Here is a 17112-nt window from a genome sequence, read left to right on the forward strand (position 1 = left end):
GGGGATCCTAGCCGGCGAGTGCGACAGCGATCGCCTCTCCCACCGCACGGGCCAACGGGGGCGGGAGCGCGTTGCCGATCTGACGGTAGGCCGCCGTCTTACCGCCGGCGATCTGCCAGGTCGAGGGGATCGCCTGCAGCATCGCGGTCTGCGCGACGGTGAGCCTGGGCGGCTCGGTCAGGGAGGAATCGGCGTCCGGCAGATGGTCGGCAAGGCTGTTGCCGTTCACGCCCAGCTGCAGCCAGGCCTTCTTGGAGCCCGTGGGCCCCAGGTCCGCTCCGCCGCGCCGGTCCGAGCCGCCGACGAGAGCGGGTGCCGGGCGCCAGGCGCCGCGTATCCACCCGTCCGCGCCGGGCCAGCCTCCGGCGGCCATGGACGGGCCGAGCGTCTCGCCGACGGTGGGGACGCGCAGTACGGTTCGGGATGGCCAGACGAACCGATCGGCGTACGGCTCCTGCAGGGCCACCAGGAATCCGGACCTGCGGTGCTGGGGAACCCCGAAGTCCGCGGCGTCCAGCACCTGCCGGAACACGCGGTATCCGGCGCCTCGAAGCTCTGACTCCATCCACGTGCGTTCGTCCGTGAAGTCGTCCCCCTCGACGAGTTCCGAAAGGTTCTCCAGCAGCACCGCCCTGGGTCGGATCTGCGGGACGAGCGCTACCGCCTGTCGCAATACGGCGCGCTCGGCCTCGTCGTCGTGGCGCTTCGTGGTGGCGGCGGACTTGATCCGGGGCAGACCCGCGCTGAACAGGTCGACTCCCAGGACCTCGGGATGATCCGCCGAGTCGAAGTGGAGAAGATCGCCGCAGACCACTTTCCACTCGGGGCGGTTGATCTCGATCGTCCAGCAGGCATGAGCCTTCCTGTCCACCAGCAACACCGGACGGAAACCCGCCTGTTCCAGCCCCAGGGCCTGGGCGCCCGAGCCCGAGCAGACCTCGAACGAGGTCAGGTCTCGAGCGGCGGGCTCCACGCGGGCGGCCACGGCGCGATGCGTGGACGTCGCTGCGGACACCGCGACCGTCTCGACCGCGGGCAGCACAGCCTTGATGGGCGTGTCGTCCGAACTCGGGCGGGGCGCGGTGTCCTCGGCGGACTGGGCGAACACGGTGGCCAGCCGCTCCTCCACCACAGAGGCGCTGTCCGGGGACTCGCCGTGCTTTTCGAGCAACAAGGCGGCGACCGACTCGCGCGCGGCTGCCCTGAGCTCGGTGTCGAGCGCCTGCTCGTCGATCCCGTCGAACAGCACGAAGGGCGCCAGGCGCAGCAGTCGCTTGAGCAAGTCCTGCAGTGTCTCGCGCTGATTGAGCCCCTTCAGGTCCAACTCGTTCCACACGCGCAGGATCGCCTTGACCAGGTGGGGGCTTCCGCCGAGTGCTGCCCTGCGGGCGTAGATCTGGTCGAACGCCGCCTCACCGAGGATGCCGAGCGCCTCGTAAGGGTGAGTCTCACCGGGCGAATACACCAGCTGTGCGCGCCACCACAGCCGCCCGAAGACGTGTCGGGTCAGGTCGGTACCGAGCACGCGGTCGCGCGGAGGCTGGGGATAGCGCCAGAAGGCGACATCCGGGAGCAGCACCAGTCCGAGGAACGCCCAGAGATCTCGCGACGCCGCCTCCGCGGGCACCAGATTCATCTGGGAGTGCAGTAGTTCGGCGAGCCGGAGATCGAAGTCGGCATTGCGGGCGCGGTCCGATTCGTCGGGGAACCCGGCCTGCCGAGCCACGTCGACGACGGACTCCCGCAGGGCCCACAGCTGCTCGGTCCCGATCCGGTCGCCACCGGTGGCGACATAGACCGCGGAGGGGTGCGACACGTTCACACGCCGGGACACATCCGTGATCGGCAGGTCACGGTACTCGTCGAACAGAGGCTTGGCCTGGCCCGCGAGCAGGCGAGGATAGAGCAGGCTCACTGGGGCTCCTCGAAGATCTTCACGGCTGCCTGGAGTTCGGAGGCGAAGAGACTCGGGGCATGCTGTCGACGCAGCCGCACGTCGGTGATCGACTGCTCCGGGAACAAGCGGTGGAACAGGGACAGCAGTGTCGCCCCCAGGGAGTCCTCGGGGTGATCCGCCTCGTCCGTGAAGTCGTCCTGGGACAGGGCGTGCTCGATCATGGTGCGGGCGACGTCCGCGTACACGGCCGAGAGCACCACGCGGTCGACCGCCCGCGGACGGGCCGCGTTCTGGAACGCCTCGGCCGTGGCCGTGTTCCGCTCGTTCACGAGCAGGAGCAGCGAGCCCATCGCCGCACTTTCCAATTCGCCACTGATCTGGATGTGCCAGGCGGCACCGTTCGGGAACGACGTGTGGGAGAAGTCGATGACGGCCATCGGGAACTGTGGGGCGTCGCCCTGCAGGCGCAGTTCCACACCGTCGTCCCACAGCACGGAACCGGCGCGCCGCGGCGCCGCCGGCCGGGCGTCGTCGCGCCGCTCGGCCAGTACGAGAGCCGTGTCCAAGAGCAGGACACCCCCGAGGTCGGCACCCCGGAGTCGGACGTCGAGATCGACCGTGTTCGGGCCGGCTCCGCTCAGACGGGCCAGTCGGCCGGGACCCCGCAGGTTCGAACCGGTGGCCGTCCACACGACGGACAGCTGGAGGTCGGTGTCCTCCGGGAGCCCCGCCGCGGCGCGGGCGCGGGCCAGGTCGACCCGTACGCGCCTGCGCAGGTGAAGGTCCATCTGGTAGTCCCAGTCGTCGATGGCCTCCGGCAGCGGCACCTCGCCGTCCGGGGTGACCAGCGACCAGGCCTCGGCCGCGACGACGTCCCGGGGTGGGACGCGGTAGGGGAGGGCGCGGCGGGCCATCAGTCCGTCACCGCCCGCACCTTGATCGCGATCTCGGTCATGGTGTCCGGAGCAGGTACCACGAGGGCCCGCCACACCGCGTCACCGCCGCTGATGTCGCACTCCGGCGATGTGTGCAGTGCGCCATCGGGGTCCTGCCAGCCGAGCAGAACAGGCACGCGGGCTCCGGCCGGCGGGTCGGTCTCCCGCCCACCCGCGCCCGGAAGCGTGACGGCCAGATCGGCGGACACCCGCTGGGCGGCGTCGACGGGCAGCCGGAACTCCTGCACGAGCACGGCCCGCTCTCCCAGGTCGTCGTAGTACGGATCGCCCACGTACTGCACCCGAGGCCTGATGCGTCGTACCGCGGAAGTGCCAGGCGCGGTCGAGCCGGCGTCCCCGCCTTCCGAGGGCCGATCGGATCCGTCCCGCGCCGCTCCTCGAACCCCGCGCACGGGTACCACGGTCTCAGGGCCCTCCTCCTCGTTCCCCCGGTTGCGGGAGGTGAGGCCGGAACCGGGCCTGGTGTACGACGTCGCGCCACCGATGCCCCAGGCGCCGCCGACCAACCCGGAGAAACGGCTGCTCGCCGCGCCGAGTGGAACCTGCGCGGCACCGGACTTGGCCCCACCGCTAAGGGAGAGCAGGTTGCTGATCTCCTCCTGGACACGACGGAACGTGGTCCTGATGTAGGTGCTGTCCGGCGCCTCGAGCGAGTGCGGGTGCCAGGCGTCGTGCGTGGGCGGCTCGGCCTTGGCGTACACCTCGTCCATGCCGTGGTCGCCGCGGAACACACCGGCGTAACCCTGGTTCTCGCTCGGTGGTTTGGGGCCTGCGTGATACGTCACCACCAGCTCGGCCGGGCGCATGAGGCAGACGTGGTGGACCAGCTCGTTGATCCCGACCATGCTCGACGCGGGGGACGACTCGAGCGCCGGCATCAGTCGTTTCACGACGCCGAAACGGCCGAGCAGCTTTCGAGGCTTGCCGCAGAGGAGTTCCCGTCCCTGCTCCCCGCGCATCTGCTCGTAGGCGGCGACGAACATCTTGAGGGGCTGGTACGTGCGCGGGTCGGGCACAGGGACGCTCCGACCGTCCCTCCTGACCTCGAACCGCATCGGCGGGGAGGATCCGTCCTTCTCGATCATCTTCGGCCAAAGGTGCCAGCTGATCGTCTCGGCCAGGTACTCCGCAGCCTCGGCGACCTCCAGTCGGTGCTCGTCACGCTCGAGCTTGGGGTCGACCACGACGACCGACGTGCCGGTCTCATCCGGTCCGAAGGGACGCAGTCCCAGCTGGTGGGCCACGGCATCGGCCTCATCGCCGACCAACGGCTCGACGACATCGCCGGATGTGTCGCCCCACCAGTGCCGGCCGGTGTAGCGCAGCGGGTTCTCGGGCGCGTCCGCGTAGTAGCTCTCCCACATGGCGCACCCGATGAGCCGGGTCTCCAGTTCGCCGCGCGGGTTGCGGCACCGGGTGTGCACCAGCACGGTGCCGCAGCGGGAGAGCAGGTAGAAGATGCCCTTGCCGAACCCGTAGGTGCCGCCGCCGAACGGGGTGTCGCGCGGCTCACCGATGTTGCGGACGAACGACACGAAGTCGCGGGACGCCTCGTCCGCCGTACGGTCGGCGCGTGTCGGCCCGCCGAGCCCGGTAGTGCCTCGGTCGGACACGATGAGCAGCGGAATGGTGCTGCGCGTCAGCGAACTGCGCAGCGGCAGGTGATCGTTCTTCAGCGGAGCCTTGTTGAGGAGCAGCTCACGCCACACGGGGCCGTGGGCGGGACCTACCGTCGACAGGTCGATCCGGTAGTCGACCGAGTCGGACGAACCGGGTGGCCGTGCGTCCCAACTGTTCTGTGCGGACTCGCGGACCAGGATGGTCAGCAGATCGAGCTCCGGCCGACCGAGCTGGTTGCGAATGCCCTCCGCCGCGCTGGCGCCCTCCGGCGGATACGGCTGAGAGTGCCACGCCGGGCCGGTCATGCGGGCTCCTGGAGCAGGGCATCGAGGACGGCGGCGATCAGTTCCTCGGCCAGCGGCGAGGGGGACGCCCCGGACAGGTCCACGGAGTACGCCACGTCCTCGACGGTCACCGGCACGCCAGCCTCCGCGAGCTCACGTCCCGTGAGCCGAGGGAAGTCCTTGTCCACCGGATACCAACGCTGCTCCGTCGCCACGAAGCGGGACTCGGCGTATCGCTCGACATCCGGCGGGTGATATCCGACCTGGCTCAGCAGCCCGCGCAGGGACGTCTCGTCGTCACACAGTTCCAGTGCACGGTCGACGAGTTCGGGCAGGGACGTGCCCGCGTCGGATGCCTCCAGTCGGAACCACGCCAGATGGAGCGCACCACCGTCCGGCGCCTCCAGCTGGTCGAGGCCGTGTATCCGGGCGCGGCGGCCTTCGGCACGCGTGGACGTCTTGACCTCGACGGCCCCGTGCGGAGAGGAGAAGTCGTGGCGGTGCCCCGAGGGGCCCAGCCACAGGCGATGCGCGCTCGGGTCACGCTCGAGCATCGCGACCAGAACGAGCAGCTCGCCGAACAGCCCTATGAGCCCTTCGCCGCTCAGCGGCGTTCCCTGGACGCGGAACAGCGACTTCCACCGGTCCATGGCCCGGTACAGCGCCTTGACCGGATTGGACGGCAACTGCTCAGCCGTGTCCAGGACGTCCGAACACAGCGTGGCGAAAAGGTCGTTGAGGTTCCGCTCAAGACAGCCGAGATCCGCGTAGGTGCGGTAGCTGGCCTCGTCCTCCAGCGGCCGCTTGAGCAGCTTGAGGACGGGTCCGTCCGGGCCGCGGCGCAACTGCTGGCGCGACTTCATCGGGACCAGGAGATGACGATGCCCCTCGTAGTCGACCGCGGCCATCAACGCGCCGTCGTCCGTACAGATGGAGAGGTCGGCCACCCGCAGTCGACGCTCGGACGTCACCGGCTCGGCCTCCAACTCGGCCCACCGCTCAGCGAGGAGGTCCCGCCACGAGTCGGTGCTCATGCGTCCTCACCCTCGATGAGCCTCAGCATCTCCTCCTCCTCGAACTCCTCCAGCTCTACGCCGGACAGGTCGGCCGAGACGTACTCCGGCTCGACGGCGGAGTCGCGGCCGTCGGGCTCGGGGAAGACGAGTCCCACGCCGATCACGTGCACCTCCGCGTCGAGCGGCTGACGCTGCTTCTTCGCGGGGACCGGCTCGGAGTACCGGTCGATCGGGTAGAGGGTCAGCAGACCTGTGGTCGGGAGCTGCACCCGTCGAGCGTCCCGGAGCTGATGCTCCGTCATGGTGCTGACTTCGCCCTCGAGGTCGATGCCCGCGTCCTTGCGGCTCATGAGTGTCTTGATGTCCGCGAAGCCCTGGGATCCCGTGGCGAGCTTCGCACGCACCACGCGACCCACTGCGACCCCCGGGGCGAACTCGAGATCGTCGTCGGAGCCCTTCGGCGGCCTGCCGATGAGAGCCACGTTCCAGCGGCGCAGCGCCCCGGCGCTCCGGACGCGCTTCTGGATGTACTCGGTGATCAGCTTGGCGTTGTTCTCCCGCGCGAGCTTGGCGCTCTTCTCGCCGGAGCCCTCGTGGAACTGGTAGTTCCCGAGGAAGTTGAGCACGACGTCGTGGGGAACATCACGGAAGATGATGTTCCCCTCGGAGGAACGATCCTCCTTGACCACGGCGTTGTTCGACGTGACCTGGGAGACCAGGTCCCGGGCGGCGGCCAGGTTCTGACGCAGCCACGGGGCGTCGGTACGGAAACAGTGGGTCTGCACACGCGCACCGCCGTAGGAAGACGCCGCCTTCACGGCGCTCTTCATCTTCGCGGCGGCGGTCACCTGGAGGGAGGGGTGCGTGCGCAGGCGTACGGCGAACGTCAGCGGGTTCTCGTTCGGGTTGTGCAGATAGACGTCGATGTCCCGGCGCATTTCCGTCTCGACGGTCGCCAAGTGACGGAACCATTCGGCAAGTTCGTCGGTCATCCAGATGCGCGGAAGGTCGGCGTATCCGTTGCGGAAGCCGAACCATCGACCCATCTGCAGGAGAGTGTCGTAGGCGGAGACCGCGCGCACGAAGTAGCTGACCGACAGACCCTCCAGGGTCAGGCCTCGCGACAGCGTGTTGCCACCGACCGCGATGGCGACCAGGGGCCCGTTCTCGTAGTCGAGACGGTCCTGGCTGCTGGAGTTGTCCATGATGACGCGGCAGCTGCCGAGCACGCCGGGCAGTTCGGTCACGAGGGCGTCGAAGGGGACGCTCGCTTCGCCGAAGTCCTCGGCGGGTACCCGACCGGTCTCCTTCTCCCACAACACACGGAGTTCTTCGAGGAGATCCGGGTCGTCCAGCGTGTCACGCACTTCGGCCCTGAGCTCCTCGAGCGGAGCTCGGAAGCTGTTGTGGACCGAGGTGTTGACGCTGGTGTGGATGAGCATCGTGTTGTGCGGGTTACCGGTGCCCCGCACCCGGCGGGCCGCCACGACCAGCCAGAAGTAGAGCACCGCGCTGCGTAGGGTCTCGGTGATCTCGGGGGTGAAGCCCTCCACCTCCGCGCGGGTACTGGGACGGACGTACTCGATGTCCGTCCAGGGAACCGTACGGATCATGTCGTGGCCGTCGTCCATGTCCGACGGGTCCTCGCCGTCCAGCGCGTAGCGGCCGAACAGCACCTCGGTGCCGAAGTGGCCCTCCGGCTTGGGCAGGTTGACGATGAAGTCCTGCGGATAGAGGTCCTTGGCGCTCGGGTCGATCAGCAGGTTGGCGAACGGCGACGCCGTGTACCCGATGTACGCGCTGCGCGGCAGCCCGGCCATGATCCGCCGGATCAGGGGGTTGATCGACTTGGTGGCGACGGTCGCCTGGTCCGCCTCGTCGTCGATGATCAGCGCAGGGCAGTTCTCGAGGTAGCTCGAGGCCCCCTCCAGCCACTGCGCCAGCTTGTCCAGCACCGTCGCGTTCTTCTTCACGACGCACAGGACACGCGTGTTGTTGCTGTTTCCGAAGAAGGACGCGGCGTTGGCGGGCGGCACGAAGTCGTGGTCGAGGTTCGTCAGCTGGCTCCAACGGTCCGGGTTGGGCTCGACGAGCTCGGAGACGAGGCGGGCCTGCGTCTGCCGGCGCAGCCCGTTGTGGATCCCGGAGAGGACGATGAACAGCTTGTAGCCGCGGTCCGCCGCCTTGGCCATCACGGCGGTGAAGTTGGTCGTCTTGCCGGACTGCACGTAGCCGAGCGCCAGACCGCGTGTGGAGAAGGCGGGCTCGCGAGGATGGTCCAGGAGGGACACGACGCGGGACGACGATTCGTCGAGCGACTTGATCGAGGCGTCGCCCCAGCCGCGGTCCTGCAACGAGCGCTCCAGCGCGGGCCAGCACCGATCTCCGGGGCGCGGGCCGGTGTACCAAGTGTCACGGTTGCCGCGCACGACGGTCTGCGGCTCTTCCAGCTCCCGGATCCTCGCGAGCTTCTGCTCGTGGCGCGCCCGGATCAGCTCGATCTTCTCGGCATCGATGCCGAGCTGCTCCAGCCGCTTCACCGTCTCGGCCGGCGGCCACTTGTCGAGCATCCCGCTGAAGGTGTCATAAATGTCGTCGATCTCGTCGGACACGGCGCCTCTCTCCCCCCGGAGAACAAACACGGCGCGGGCCGGGTCAGCAACGCAGACACGGATCTGCGCGCGGTCCCGCACCTGCTTGTCTCGAACCAAGCAAACCGTAGCGGGTGGTCACGACAGAGCGGCAGGGAGTGGAAGCACCGCTTCCTGGCCGAGGCAGTCTTTGGCCGAATATGCCCTGGTCACGTACCTCGCGCCGGCTCGGTCAGGTGTCGACGCCCTGCCCCCGCACCGCGCGCATCACGAGTTCGGCCACGTCCCTGGGATCCTCGTGCTCCCAGAACCTCAGCACCGTCCATCCCGCCGCGATCAGATGCTCCGTGGTCTCCCGGTCCCGCGCCATGTTTCGGTCCAGCTTCCTGCGCCACCACTCGGCGTTGGCCTTGGGGTGTGTGGCGTGCTGCGGGCAGCCGTGCCAGAAGCATCCGTCGATCAGCACGGCGACCTTGGCGCGGGTGAACGCCACGTCGATCCGTCGCCGGGCCATGCCGGGCACGGGGTACTCGACGCGATACCGGAGCCCGGCCGCGTGCAGCAGCCGCCGTACCGCCAGTTCGGCCCCGGTGTCCTTGCTGACCTGCTTGCTCATGCGGGCCGACACACTGGGGGAGGACGGTTTGATCTCGTTCAGCGCCGGCGCTCCTCACCCGTGTACCGCGGTCTCTGCTGAACCGATGGTACGGACACACCTCGGCCGGTCACAGACGACCACATGTTGCGGCCAGGGCAGGGCCAGGAACAGAGGATGGGCGGGTCGGTTCAGCCCACCCGCCCGTCATGCCCAGGCTCAGGCCCCCGCCCCACCCCCATGACACTCCCCATACATCCGCCCCGACCCACACCAGCACTCCGCCCCCCGCTCCGGCGGCCACGGCACCGCTCGGCCTCGGGCCGCCAGTGTCGTGGCGTACTGCGGTAGCAGCGACGCGTCTGTGGGGGACGAGGACTCCGACGCCGCGAACGCCTCGTACGACGGGACCGTGCCCGCGACGATGCCGAGGTTCGGTGTGCCCGAGGCCGCGAGTTCGCGGAGGGAGGACTCTATGGTCGCCAAGTGCTCTTCGTGGGACGGGTATTCGGAGGTAAGGGTCGGGTACGCGGCCAGTAGTTCCGTCAGCTCCGTCGCCGGCCAGTGCAGTACCGCCACCGGGAACGGGCGGGACAGGGCCTGCCTGTACGAGCCCAATTCCGCGCGCAGGCGCAGGATTTCGGCCTTCAGTTCCGCCGGGTTGTTCGAGCCCAGCGCCCACGTCCGCTTCGGGTCGTGGAGTTCGTCCAGGGACACCGCGGCCCGGTGGACCCGGTCGGCGAGGGCGTCCCACTCGTCGTGCTCCGCGCCGATCATGCGGCGTACACGGTGGCGGCCCAGGAGGAGCGGGTGCGTCTCGTACGGCGGGTTCGTGCGCTCCGCCTCCGGCAGGAGCAGCGTCAGGGCCTCCGTGAAGGACTCGTGCGCCGCTTCCAGTTCGTCGTGCGACTCCAGGGCCTCCGCCACGATCACATACGCGGCCGGGTCCTTCGGGGCCGCCGTCCGGATGCCCGTGATGATCGCGTGGGCCTCCGCCTCGTGGCCGTACTCCCACAGGTTCGCGGCCATCAGGGCCTTCACCAGGTGGGGCTGCTCCAGCTCCGACGGCGGGCCGGCGATGAGCCCGTCGTACAGCGAGGCGGCGCGCTGGCGCGCGTCGGCGAGTTCGTAGTGCGCCGCGGCCTGGAGGAGCAGTTGCTCGGCGTCCTCCGGGTACAGGCCGGCGATGCGCTCCAGGCGCTCGGCTTCGGCGATGTGGTTGACAGGGTCTACAGGCTCGGCGGGCGTAGCAGGCGTGTCGGGGCGCATGGGTGACACCGTACTGCCGACCACCGTCACTGGCGCCAGGTCACCACAGGCTCGCGTAGCCGTTGCTTTCGTTCCATACGTACGCCATGCGCCCGACCACCACGGCCAGCGTGCCCGCCCACAGCACCGTCCCCGTCCACAGCCAGGCCACGCACGAGCGGTAGCGGCCGTCGGTGTCCAGGGCCGCGAGAGCGGGGTGCGCCGGGTCGAAGCGCACGCGCACGCGGGCGCCCTCCTGGAGTGCATGGGCGCCCACCTCGTCGGGGAGCGCCTGTTCGTGTGCCGTGCCGTCGGGCGCTGTCCAGCTGACCACCGGATGCAGCACCGCGTACGACGCCTCGTTCGACGCGACATGGCCCGTCACGATCGCGTCGACCACCGTGCCGGTGCTGCGCCGGAGCGTCTCGGTGACGAGTTGCAGCACCTGCGAGGTGGCCAGGACGACGCCTGAGACGAAGGGGATCAGCGCGAGCAGCCAGAGGGGACCCATGGGGCGCGAGCTTAGGGTGCCGGTCCTTTCACTGGTGACTTCCCTGGTGAGTTACGGAGGCAGGGCCTATCTTGCGGCCGTGCGCGAGCCGAAGCGGAAGCGGGAGCCGGAGTGGCGGCGGGATCGGGAACGGGACCGGGAGCGTCAGCCGGTCGTCGTGCGGCAGGGGCCGCGCGCGGGACGCCGTGTGCCCCGCCGCCGTCCCTCAACCCTGCGCGCGGGACGCCGCGCGTTCGGTCGCCGCCCCTCGGCCCTGCGCCCCCCGCAGGGGCGACGCCCCTCGACCCTGCGCCGCACCCTGTGGACCGGCGCCGAGGTCACCGTCACCCTCGGGGTCGTCCTTCTGCTTCTCGTCGTCCATCAGCTGTGGTGGACGAATCGCGAGGCCAGAGCCGGTGCCGAGCGCAAGGTGCAGGCGCTGGAGCGCGAGTGGGCGGCCACCCCCGCGGACGGACAGGGTGACGGGGACCAGGACAGCAGCTCGGATCCGGCCGGTGACGACATCCCGGCCGGCTCGTCGGGCGAGGGGGACGGTGGCGGGTCCGGGGGCCGGACATCCGCCGACTCCACCTCCGCCTCCCGGGAAACGCCCCGCTGGGACCAGGCCTACGCCGTCCTCACCATCCCCCGCCTCGGCCTCACCGTCCCCGTCGCCGAGGGCGTCGGGAAGCAGAACGTCCTCAACAAGGGCTACGTCGGTCACTATCCGGCCACCGCCCAGCCCGGCCGCGCCGGGAACTTCGCGCTCGCCGGGCACCGCAACACCCACGGGGAGCCCTTCCGGTACATCAACCGGCTGCGCAAGGGCGACGAGGTCCGGGTCCGTACCCGTAGCGCCGAGTACACGTACGTCGTCGACAAGACCCTCGCCCAGACCTCCGCGCGCGACGGTGGCGTCATCGCGGGCGTGCCGCGCAGCGAGGTCGTGCGCGGTGCCGGGTACAGCGAGCCGGGGTACTACATCACGCTCACCACCTGCACGCCCGAGTACACGTCCAAGTACCGGCTCGCGGTGTGGGGGAAGCTGCGGTCGATGCGGCCGCGGTGAGCGAGGGCCGAGAAGCCGCCCCTTCATCCGACCGGGACCCATCCTGTATAACGGGCAGAACGCCACAACACGTGGGCACGGACCGAACAGCGGGAAGGAGGGACGCCGGACATGACGCGCACCTGGGGCACGGCCCTGCGGCCCGCCGCCCTGTTGCTGTTCCTCCTCGTCGAGACCGTTCTCGTCGACACCGGCAGCCTCACCGCCGCCGTCGCGCTCGCCGCGACCGCCGCCGCGGGCTCCGCGCTCGCCGTCTGCTCCCTGCTCTCCGCGCGCTGCGCCCCCGCCGTGCCCCGCACCCGGGTCCGCACCACGATGCGCGACCGTGAGCAACGCACCGCGTTCCTGCCGCAGCGCGATCCCGACGCCCGCGGGCGCAGCCGACCCCGAGCACCCGGCCGTCTCCTCCTGACGGCCGCGTAGGGGACCCGCTCCACCCGCAGTCCCCCTACGGGCCGTCACGCCGATCGGCCGCCCTTCCCGGCGGTCTTCCGATTCCGGCACGACGGGACCCCCGGAGGGCTCACCCATGTCGACGTTCATGACTGTCTTCGCCAGCCTGGTCGAGCACATCGCCGACCTGCTCGACCCGCTCTTCCACGCCTCGGCGACCGCAGCGGCGATCGTCCTCTTCACCGCGTTCGTACGCCTCCTCGTGCACCCCCTGTCCCGGGCCTCGGCCCGCGGGCAGCGCCAGCGCGCCAAGCTCCAGCCGCGCATCGCCGAGCTGCGCAAGAAGCACAAGAAGAACCCCGAGAAGCTCCAGAAGGCGATCATGGAGCTGCACAAGGAGGAGAAGGTCTCGCCGCTGTCCGGCTGCCTGCCGAGCCTCTTCCAGCTGCCTGCCTTCTTCCTGCTCTACCACCTGTTCTCGAACGGCAGCATCGGCGGCGAGCCCAACGCCCTGCTCGGCCACACCCTCGGCGCCGCGCCGCTCGGCGGGCGCTTCAAGGACGCGCTCGCGGACGGCGGGCTCTTCGGCGCGCAAGGCGTCGTCTATCTGGTCCTGTTCGCGATCGTCGCGGCGGTGGCGAGCTTCAACTACGGCCGTACGAAGCGTCAGATGGCGGCCCAGCCGATGCTGCCGGCCGCCGCGGACGGGCCGCAGGCGCCGGGCGCGGGCGCGATGGCCTCGATGACGAAGATCATGCCGCTGATGTCGTTCATGACGCTGTTCACGGTGGGCTTCGTGCCGCTCGCGGCCGCCCTGTACGTGGTCACGAGCACGACGTGGAGCGCCGTCGAGCGGGCCGTCCTGTACCGCGACATGCCCTCTGCCGCGGCGCTTGCTACTGCCGCGTAAAGGTCCAGTCCGTGAACGAGGTATTGCGGACTGGACGAGGACCTTGGACGATCGACCAGTCCTCCGATGGCTGCACCCGTCGCGAGGTCCCTCCTCGATCAAGGGAGTCTCAACCATGAAGCTGCTGCGAGTCGGTACCGCGGGGGCGGAGCGCCCGGCCCTGCTCGATGCCGAAGGTGTCCTGCGCGACCTGGGCGGAGTCGTCCCCGACATCGACGGGGAGCTGCTCGCCGACGACGCGGCGCTGGGGCGCGTACGGGCCGCCGCCGAGTCCGGCGAGCTGCCCGTGCTCGACGCGGACGGCCTGCGGGTCGGCCCGCCGGTCGCGCGGATCGGCAAGGTCGTGTGCATCGGCCTGAACTACCACGACCACGCCGCCGAGACCGGCGCCGAGCCGCCGTCGGAGCCCGTCGTCTTCTTCAAGGCGGCGGACACGGTCGTCGGCCCCGAAGACACCGTGCTCGTACCGCGCAAGTCCGTGAAGACGGACTGGGAGGTCGAGCTGGCGATCGTCATCGGGCGTACGGCGCGCTACCTGGAGTCGCACGAGGAGGCCCTCGCGCACGTCGCCGGTTTCGCGGTGTCGCACGACGTCTCCGAGCGCGAGTTCCAGATCGAGCGCGGCGGCACCTGGGACAAGGGCAAGAACTGCGAGACGTTCAACCCGCTGGGCCCCTGGCTCGTGACGGCGGACGAGGTCGCGGACCCGCAGGCACTCGGCCTGAAGCTGTGGGTGAACGGCGAGCTGAAGCAGGACGGCTCGACGGCCGACCAGATCTTCCCGGTCGCCGAGGTGGTCCGGTACGTCAGCCAGTTCATGACCCTGTACCCGGGCGACGTGATCAACACGGGGACGCCGGCGGGCGTGGCGATGGGGCAGCCCGAGCCGAAGCCGTATCTGCGGGCCGGGGATGTGGTGGAGCTGGAGATCGAGGGTCTGGGGCGCCAGCGCCAGGAACTCAAGGACGCGTAGCGCTCCACGAGGGGGCGGGGGAACTGCGGGGGTCGTCGGCCGGTTGTCGGCCGCGGGCCCGCAGGGGCTGGTCGCGCAGTTCCCCGCGCCCCTTATGGGGGCGCCTGGTCAGCCCGTGATGAAGAGGTCCAGGGCCTTGACCACCAGTGCGTGGTCCTCCAGCTGGGGGAGGCCGGAGACCACCACCGCTCCGATGACTCCCGCGCCCTCGACGGCCAGCGGGAACGCGCCGCCGTGCGCCGCGTACGTGTCCGGGTCGAGCCTGGACGAGTCCTCGAACGTCGTGCCCTTGGCCCGGAAACGGGTTCCGACCAGCAGCGACGAGCAGGCGTAGCGCTCGACGACGCGGCGCTTGCGGGCGATCCACGCGTCGTTGTCCGGAGTCGAGCCCGGCAGCGCCGCGTGGAAGAGCTGCTGGCCGCCGCGCGTGATGTCGATCGCCACCGGCGCCTTGCGCTCCCTGGCCAGCTCGACGAGCAGCGAGCCCAGCTCCCAGGCGTCCTCGTGAGTGAACTTCGGCAGGACCAGACGGCGCTCCTGCTCCTCGATCTCCTCGGCCGTCGGCGCGCTCACAGCGTCACCGTCACACCGTCGCGGGCCGAGCGGCGGGCCGCCTCCAGGACGTCGAGCGCGGCCGCTGCCTGCTCGGCGGTGACCGGGTTCTCGCCGCTGCCGCGCAGGGCGGCGGCGACGGCCGCGTAGTACGCGGGGTAGGCGCCGGGGAGCGTCTCGACGGGGCGTCCGCCGCCGGTCAGCGGGGATTCACCGGAACCGATCCGGCCCCACATCGACTCGGGCTCCACACCCCAGGGCTCACCGACCGCCGGGATCGTGCCCTCGCGCAGCACCGCCTCCTGCGGGTCGAGGCCGTACTTCACATAGCCGGCCTGCGAGCCGAGTACGCGGAAGCGCGGGCCGAGCTGGGCCGCGGTCGCGGAGACGTACAGGTGGGAGCGGACGCCGTTCGCGTGCGTGATCGCGATGAACGTGTCGTCGTCGGCTGCCGCGCCCGCGCGCCGCACGTCGGACTCCGCGTAGACCGAGACGGCCGGGCCGAACAGGACCAGGGCCTGGTCGACGACGTGGCTGCCGAGATCGTAGAGGAGACCTCCGATCTCTTCCGGGTCGCCGGACTCGCGCCAGCCGCCCTTGGGCTGCGGCCGCCAGCGCTCGAAGCGCGACTCGAAGCGCCAGACGTCGCCGAGCTCTCCGTCCGCGATCAGGTTCCGCAGCGTCAGGAAGTCGTTGTCCCAGCGGCGGTTCTGGAAGACCGAGAGCAGCAGGCCGCGCTCCTCGGCAAGCGCCGCCAGCTCGCGCGCCTCGGCCGCGGTGCCGGCGATCGGCTTGTCGACGACGACCGGGAGGCCCGCCTTGAGGGCGGCCGTCGCGATCGGTACGTGCGTCTTGTTCGGGGAGGCGATGACGATCAGGTCGAGCTCGTCGGCCAGGGGCCACAGCTCGTCGGGCGTGGCCACGAAGCGGATGCCGTCACCGAAGGAGGCGCGGGCCTGCGCCTGACGCTCCGGGTTCGAGGTGACGACCGTGTCGAGCACGAGGCCGTCGGTCGCGGCGATCAGCGGGGCGTGGAAGACGGAGCCCGCCAGGCCGTAGCCGACGAGACCGACGCGGAGGGGGGAGCCGGTGGCCCCAGCCGTACCTGATGTCATGCCTTCAGTCATGCATCCACTTAAGCAACGGTGTTGCCAAAGTGCAAGCGGAAGGGACAATGGGGGAGTGAACAGGGCTAACTCCGGGGTCAATCTGGCGGTGCTGCGAGGCCATAACGCCGCACTCGTACTCGATCTGCTGCGCACGGCGGGCGACGAGGGCATCAGCAGGCTCGAACTGGCCGAGCGCACGGGCCTCACCCCGCAGGGCGTCAGCAAGATCACGGCGCGGCTCCGGGAACAGGGCCTGGTGACGGACACCGGCCGCCGCGCCTCGACGGGCGGCAAGCCGCGCACCGTCCTGCGCCTCGTGCCGGACGCGGGGCACGCGGTCGGGCTGCACCTGGACCGCGACGAACTGACGGCGGTCCTGGTCGACCTCGCGGGCACGGTCGTCGCCGAACGCCGCTCCCCGCTCGCCTTCGGCGCGGGCGGCGACGCGGTGGTGGAGGCGGCGGCGAGCGAGGTGGAGGCGCTGCTCGCGGACGCGGACGCGGACGGCGGGGATGCGGATACGGATGCGGGCGGCGGGGACGCGGATGCGGGCCGCGGGGACGCGGATGCCGGAGAGCCGGACCGCCGCGGCGTACGGGAACCCGACGCACAGGACCCCGGCGCGCAGGACCTCGTACATCCAGAACCCCCCACCTCCCGAGTGCTCGGCGTGGGCGTCGCGCTGCCCGGGCCCCTCGACCACTCCTCCGGCGTGCTGCACCGCGTCACCGGGTTCCCCGAGTGGGACGGGTTCCCGCTGCGGGACGCGCTCGCGGAGCGGCTCGGGCTTCCCGTGGTCGTGGACAAGGACACCAACGCGGCCGCGCTCGGCCTCGCGCTCGCCGGGTCCGGCGACGCGTTCGCGTACCTCCACCTCGGTACGGGGCTCGGCGCCGGACTCGTCCTGGGTGGCGCGCCGTATCGCGGGCCGCACACGGGAGCGGGTGAATTCGGCCACCAGGTGATCCAGCTGGACGGTCCGCTCTGCAGCTGCGGCAACCGCGGCTGCATCGAGGCTCTCTGCCTCGCGGCGGTCGCCGCCGGATCCTTCGACGAGGCCGCGCGCGTGCTCGGCGAAGGCGCGGCGAACATGGTCGGCCTCCTCGACATCGACCTCGTCCTGCTCGGCGGGCGCACGGTCGCAGCCGCCGAGGAGCGCTTCGTCGAAGGGGTGCGGGCGGTGCTCGGCGAGCGGGCGCGGCGCGGCGGCACGGTCGAGGTCCCGGTCCTGCGCGCGCCCGGCGCCGCGACAGCGGTCGTCGAGGGCGCCGCCCAACTGGTCCTCGCACCCCTGTTCGGCCGGGCGCACGGTCACTTCCCGGCCAACCGGAATGACAGAAATCTGAGCTGATCGAGCGGAATCGCTCGTGCATCGGGCCGTACGGGGCCCTGCTGGTCCGGCACGGGGC

At 70.5% G+C, this 17112-nt stretch carries 15 protein-coding genes; 5 read left to right on the forward strand and 10 right to left on the reverse strand.

The features are described 5' to 3' along the window. Window positions 1-7 precede the first annotated feature (7 nt). The 8 genes from OG574_RS28885 to OG574_RS28920 all read right to left on the reverse strand — a co-directional run bounded on the left by OG574_RS28885 (window position 8) and on the right by OG574_RS28920 (window position 10718). Window positions 8-1915 (reverse strand): DNA cytosine methyltransferase, encoded by a 1908-nt coding sequence (locus OG574_RS28885; RefSeq protein ID WP_326775583.1) that lies wholly within the window; start codon window positions 1913-1915, stop codon window positions 8-10. Then, the gene (locus OG574_RS28890; RefSeq protein ID WP_326775584.1) at window positions 1912-2811 is read right to left on the reverse strand and encodes a hypothetical protein; all 900 of its coding nucleotides are present in this window, start codon (window positions 2809-2811) and stop codon (window positions 1912-1914) included. The genes OG574_RS28885 and OG574_RS28890 overlap by 4 nt, the downstream gene beginning before the upstream one ends. Further along, window positions 2811-4778, reverse strand: a complete 1968-nt coding sequence (locus OG574_RS28895) for a hypothetical protein (protein ID WP_326775585.1) — start codon at window positions 4776-4778, stop codon at window positions 2811-2813. Before OG574_RS28895 ends, OG574_RS28890 begins: the two co-directional genes overlap by 1 nt. Next, window positions 4775-5791, reverse strand: coding sequence for a PD-(D/E)XK motif protein (locus tag OG574_RS28900; RefSeq protein ID WP_326775586.1), 1017 nt, complete (start codon window positions 5789-5791; stop codon window positions 4775-4777). Before OG574_RS28900 ends, OG574_RS28895 begins: the two co-directional genes overlap by 4 nt. Next, window positions 5788-8385 carry a Z1 domain-containing protein gene (locus OG574_RS28905; protein WP_326775587.1) on the reverse strand — a complete coding sequence of 866 codons (2598 nt, stop codon included), beginning with the start codon at window positions 8383-8385 and terminating at the stop codon, window positions 5788-5790. Before OG574_RS28905 ends, OG574_RS28900 begins: the two co-directional genes overlap by 4 nt. Before the next feature lie 211 nt (window positions 8386-8596). Beyond that, complete coding sequence (locus tag OG574_RS28910; RefSeq protein ID WP_326775588.1) at window positions 8597-8980, reverse strand: very short patch repair endonuclease; 384 nt, start codon at window positions 8978-8980, stop codon at window positions 8597-8599. A gap of 198 nt (window positions 8981-9178) precedes the next feature. Continuing rightward, the gene (locus tag OG574_RS28915; RefSeq protein ID WP_326775589.1) at window positions 9179-10228 is read right to left on the reverse strand and encodes an SEC-C domain-containing protein; all 1050 of its coding nucleotides are present in this window, start codon (window positions 10226-10228) and stop codon (window positions 9179-9181) included. A 40-nt stretch (window positions 10229-10268) separates the two neighbouring features. Continuing rightward, entirely contained in the window at window positions 10269-10718 is a 450-nt protein-coding gene (locus OG574_RS28920; RefSeq protein ID WP_326775590.1) for a DUF3592 domain-containing protein, read from the reverse strand. Window positions 10719-10971: 253 nt separating this feature from the next. On the opposite strand from OG574_RS28920, the gene OG574_RS28925 reads away from it, so the two are divergent. From OG574_RS28925 to OG574_RS28940, 4 genes are all read left to right on the forward strand, one after another. Then, window positions 10972-11766, forward strand: a complete 795-nt coding sequence (locus OG574_RS28925) for a class E sortase (protein ID WP_326778656.1) — start codon at window positions 10972-10974, stop codon at window positions 11764-11766. Window positions 11767-11877: 111 nt separating this feature from the next. Further along, a complete protein-coding gene (locus OG574_RS28930) occupies window positions 11878-12189 on the forward strand; it encodes a DUF6412 domain-containing protein (RefSeq protein WP_100594022.1) in 312 nt (103 codons plus the stop codon). A 106-nt stretch (window positions 12190-12295) separates the two neighbouring features. Then, complete coding sequence (locus tag OG574_RS28935) at window positions 12296-13069, forward strand: YidC/Oxa1 family membrane protein insertase (RefSeq protein WP_326775591.1); 774 nt, start codon at window positions 12296-12298, stop codon at window positions 13067-13069. Window positions 13070-13184: 115 nt separating this feature from the next. Continuing rightward, entirely contained in the window at window positions 13185-14042 is an 858-nt protein-coding gene (locus tag OG574_RS28940; protein WP_100594024.1) for a fumarylacetoacetate hydrolase family protein, read from the forward strand. 108 nt (window positions 14043-14150) lie between these two features. On the opposite strand, the gene OG574_RS28945 is transcribed toward OG574_RS28940, so the two are convergent. Further along, the gene (locus OG574_RS28945) at window positions 14151-14615 is read right to left on the reverse strand and encodes a heme-degrading domain-containing protein (protein WP_326775592.1); all 465 of its coding nucleotides are present in this window, start codon (window positions 14613-14615) and stop codon (window positions 14151-14153) included. Further along, window positions 14612-15721, reverse strand: coding sequence for a Gfo/Idh/MocA family oxidoreductase (locus OG574_RS28950; RefSeq protein WP_326775593.1), 1110 nt, complete (start codon window positions 15719-15721; stop codon window positions 14612-14614). The genes OG574_RS28945 and OG574_RS28950 overlap by 4 nt, the downstream gene beginning before the upstream one ends. Window positions 15722-15776: 55 nt before the next feature. Between OG574_RS28950 and OG574_RS28955 the strand changes: the two genes are divergently transcribed. Then, the gene (locus OG574_RS28955; RefSeq protein WP_326775594.1) at window positions 15777-17054 is read left to right on the forward strand and encodes an ROK family transcriptional regulator; all 1278 of its coding nucleotides are present in this window, start codon (window positions 15777-15779) and stop codon (window positions 17052-17054) included. Window positions 17055-17112: the final 58 nt, after the last annotated feature.

Source organism: Streptomyces sp. NBC_01445 (assembly GCF_035918235.1).
GTDB lineage: Bacteria > Actinomycetota > Actinomycetes > Streptomycetales > Streptomycetaceae > Streptomyces.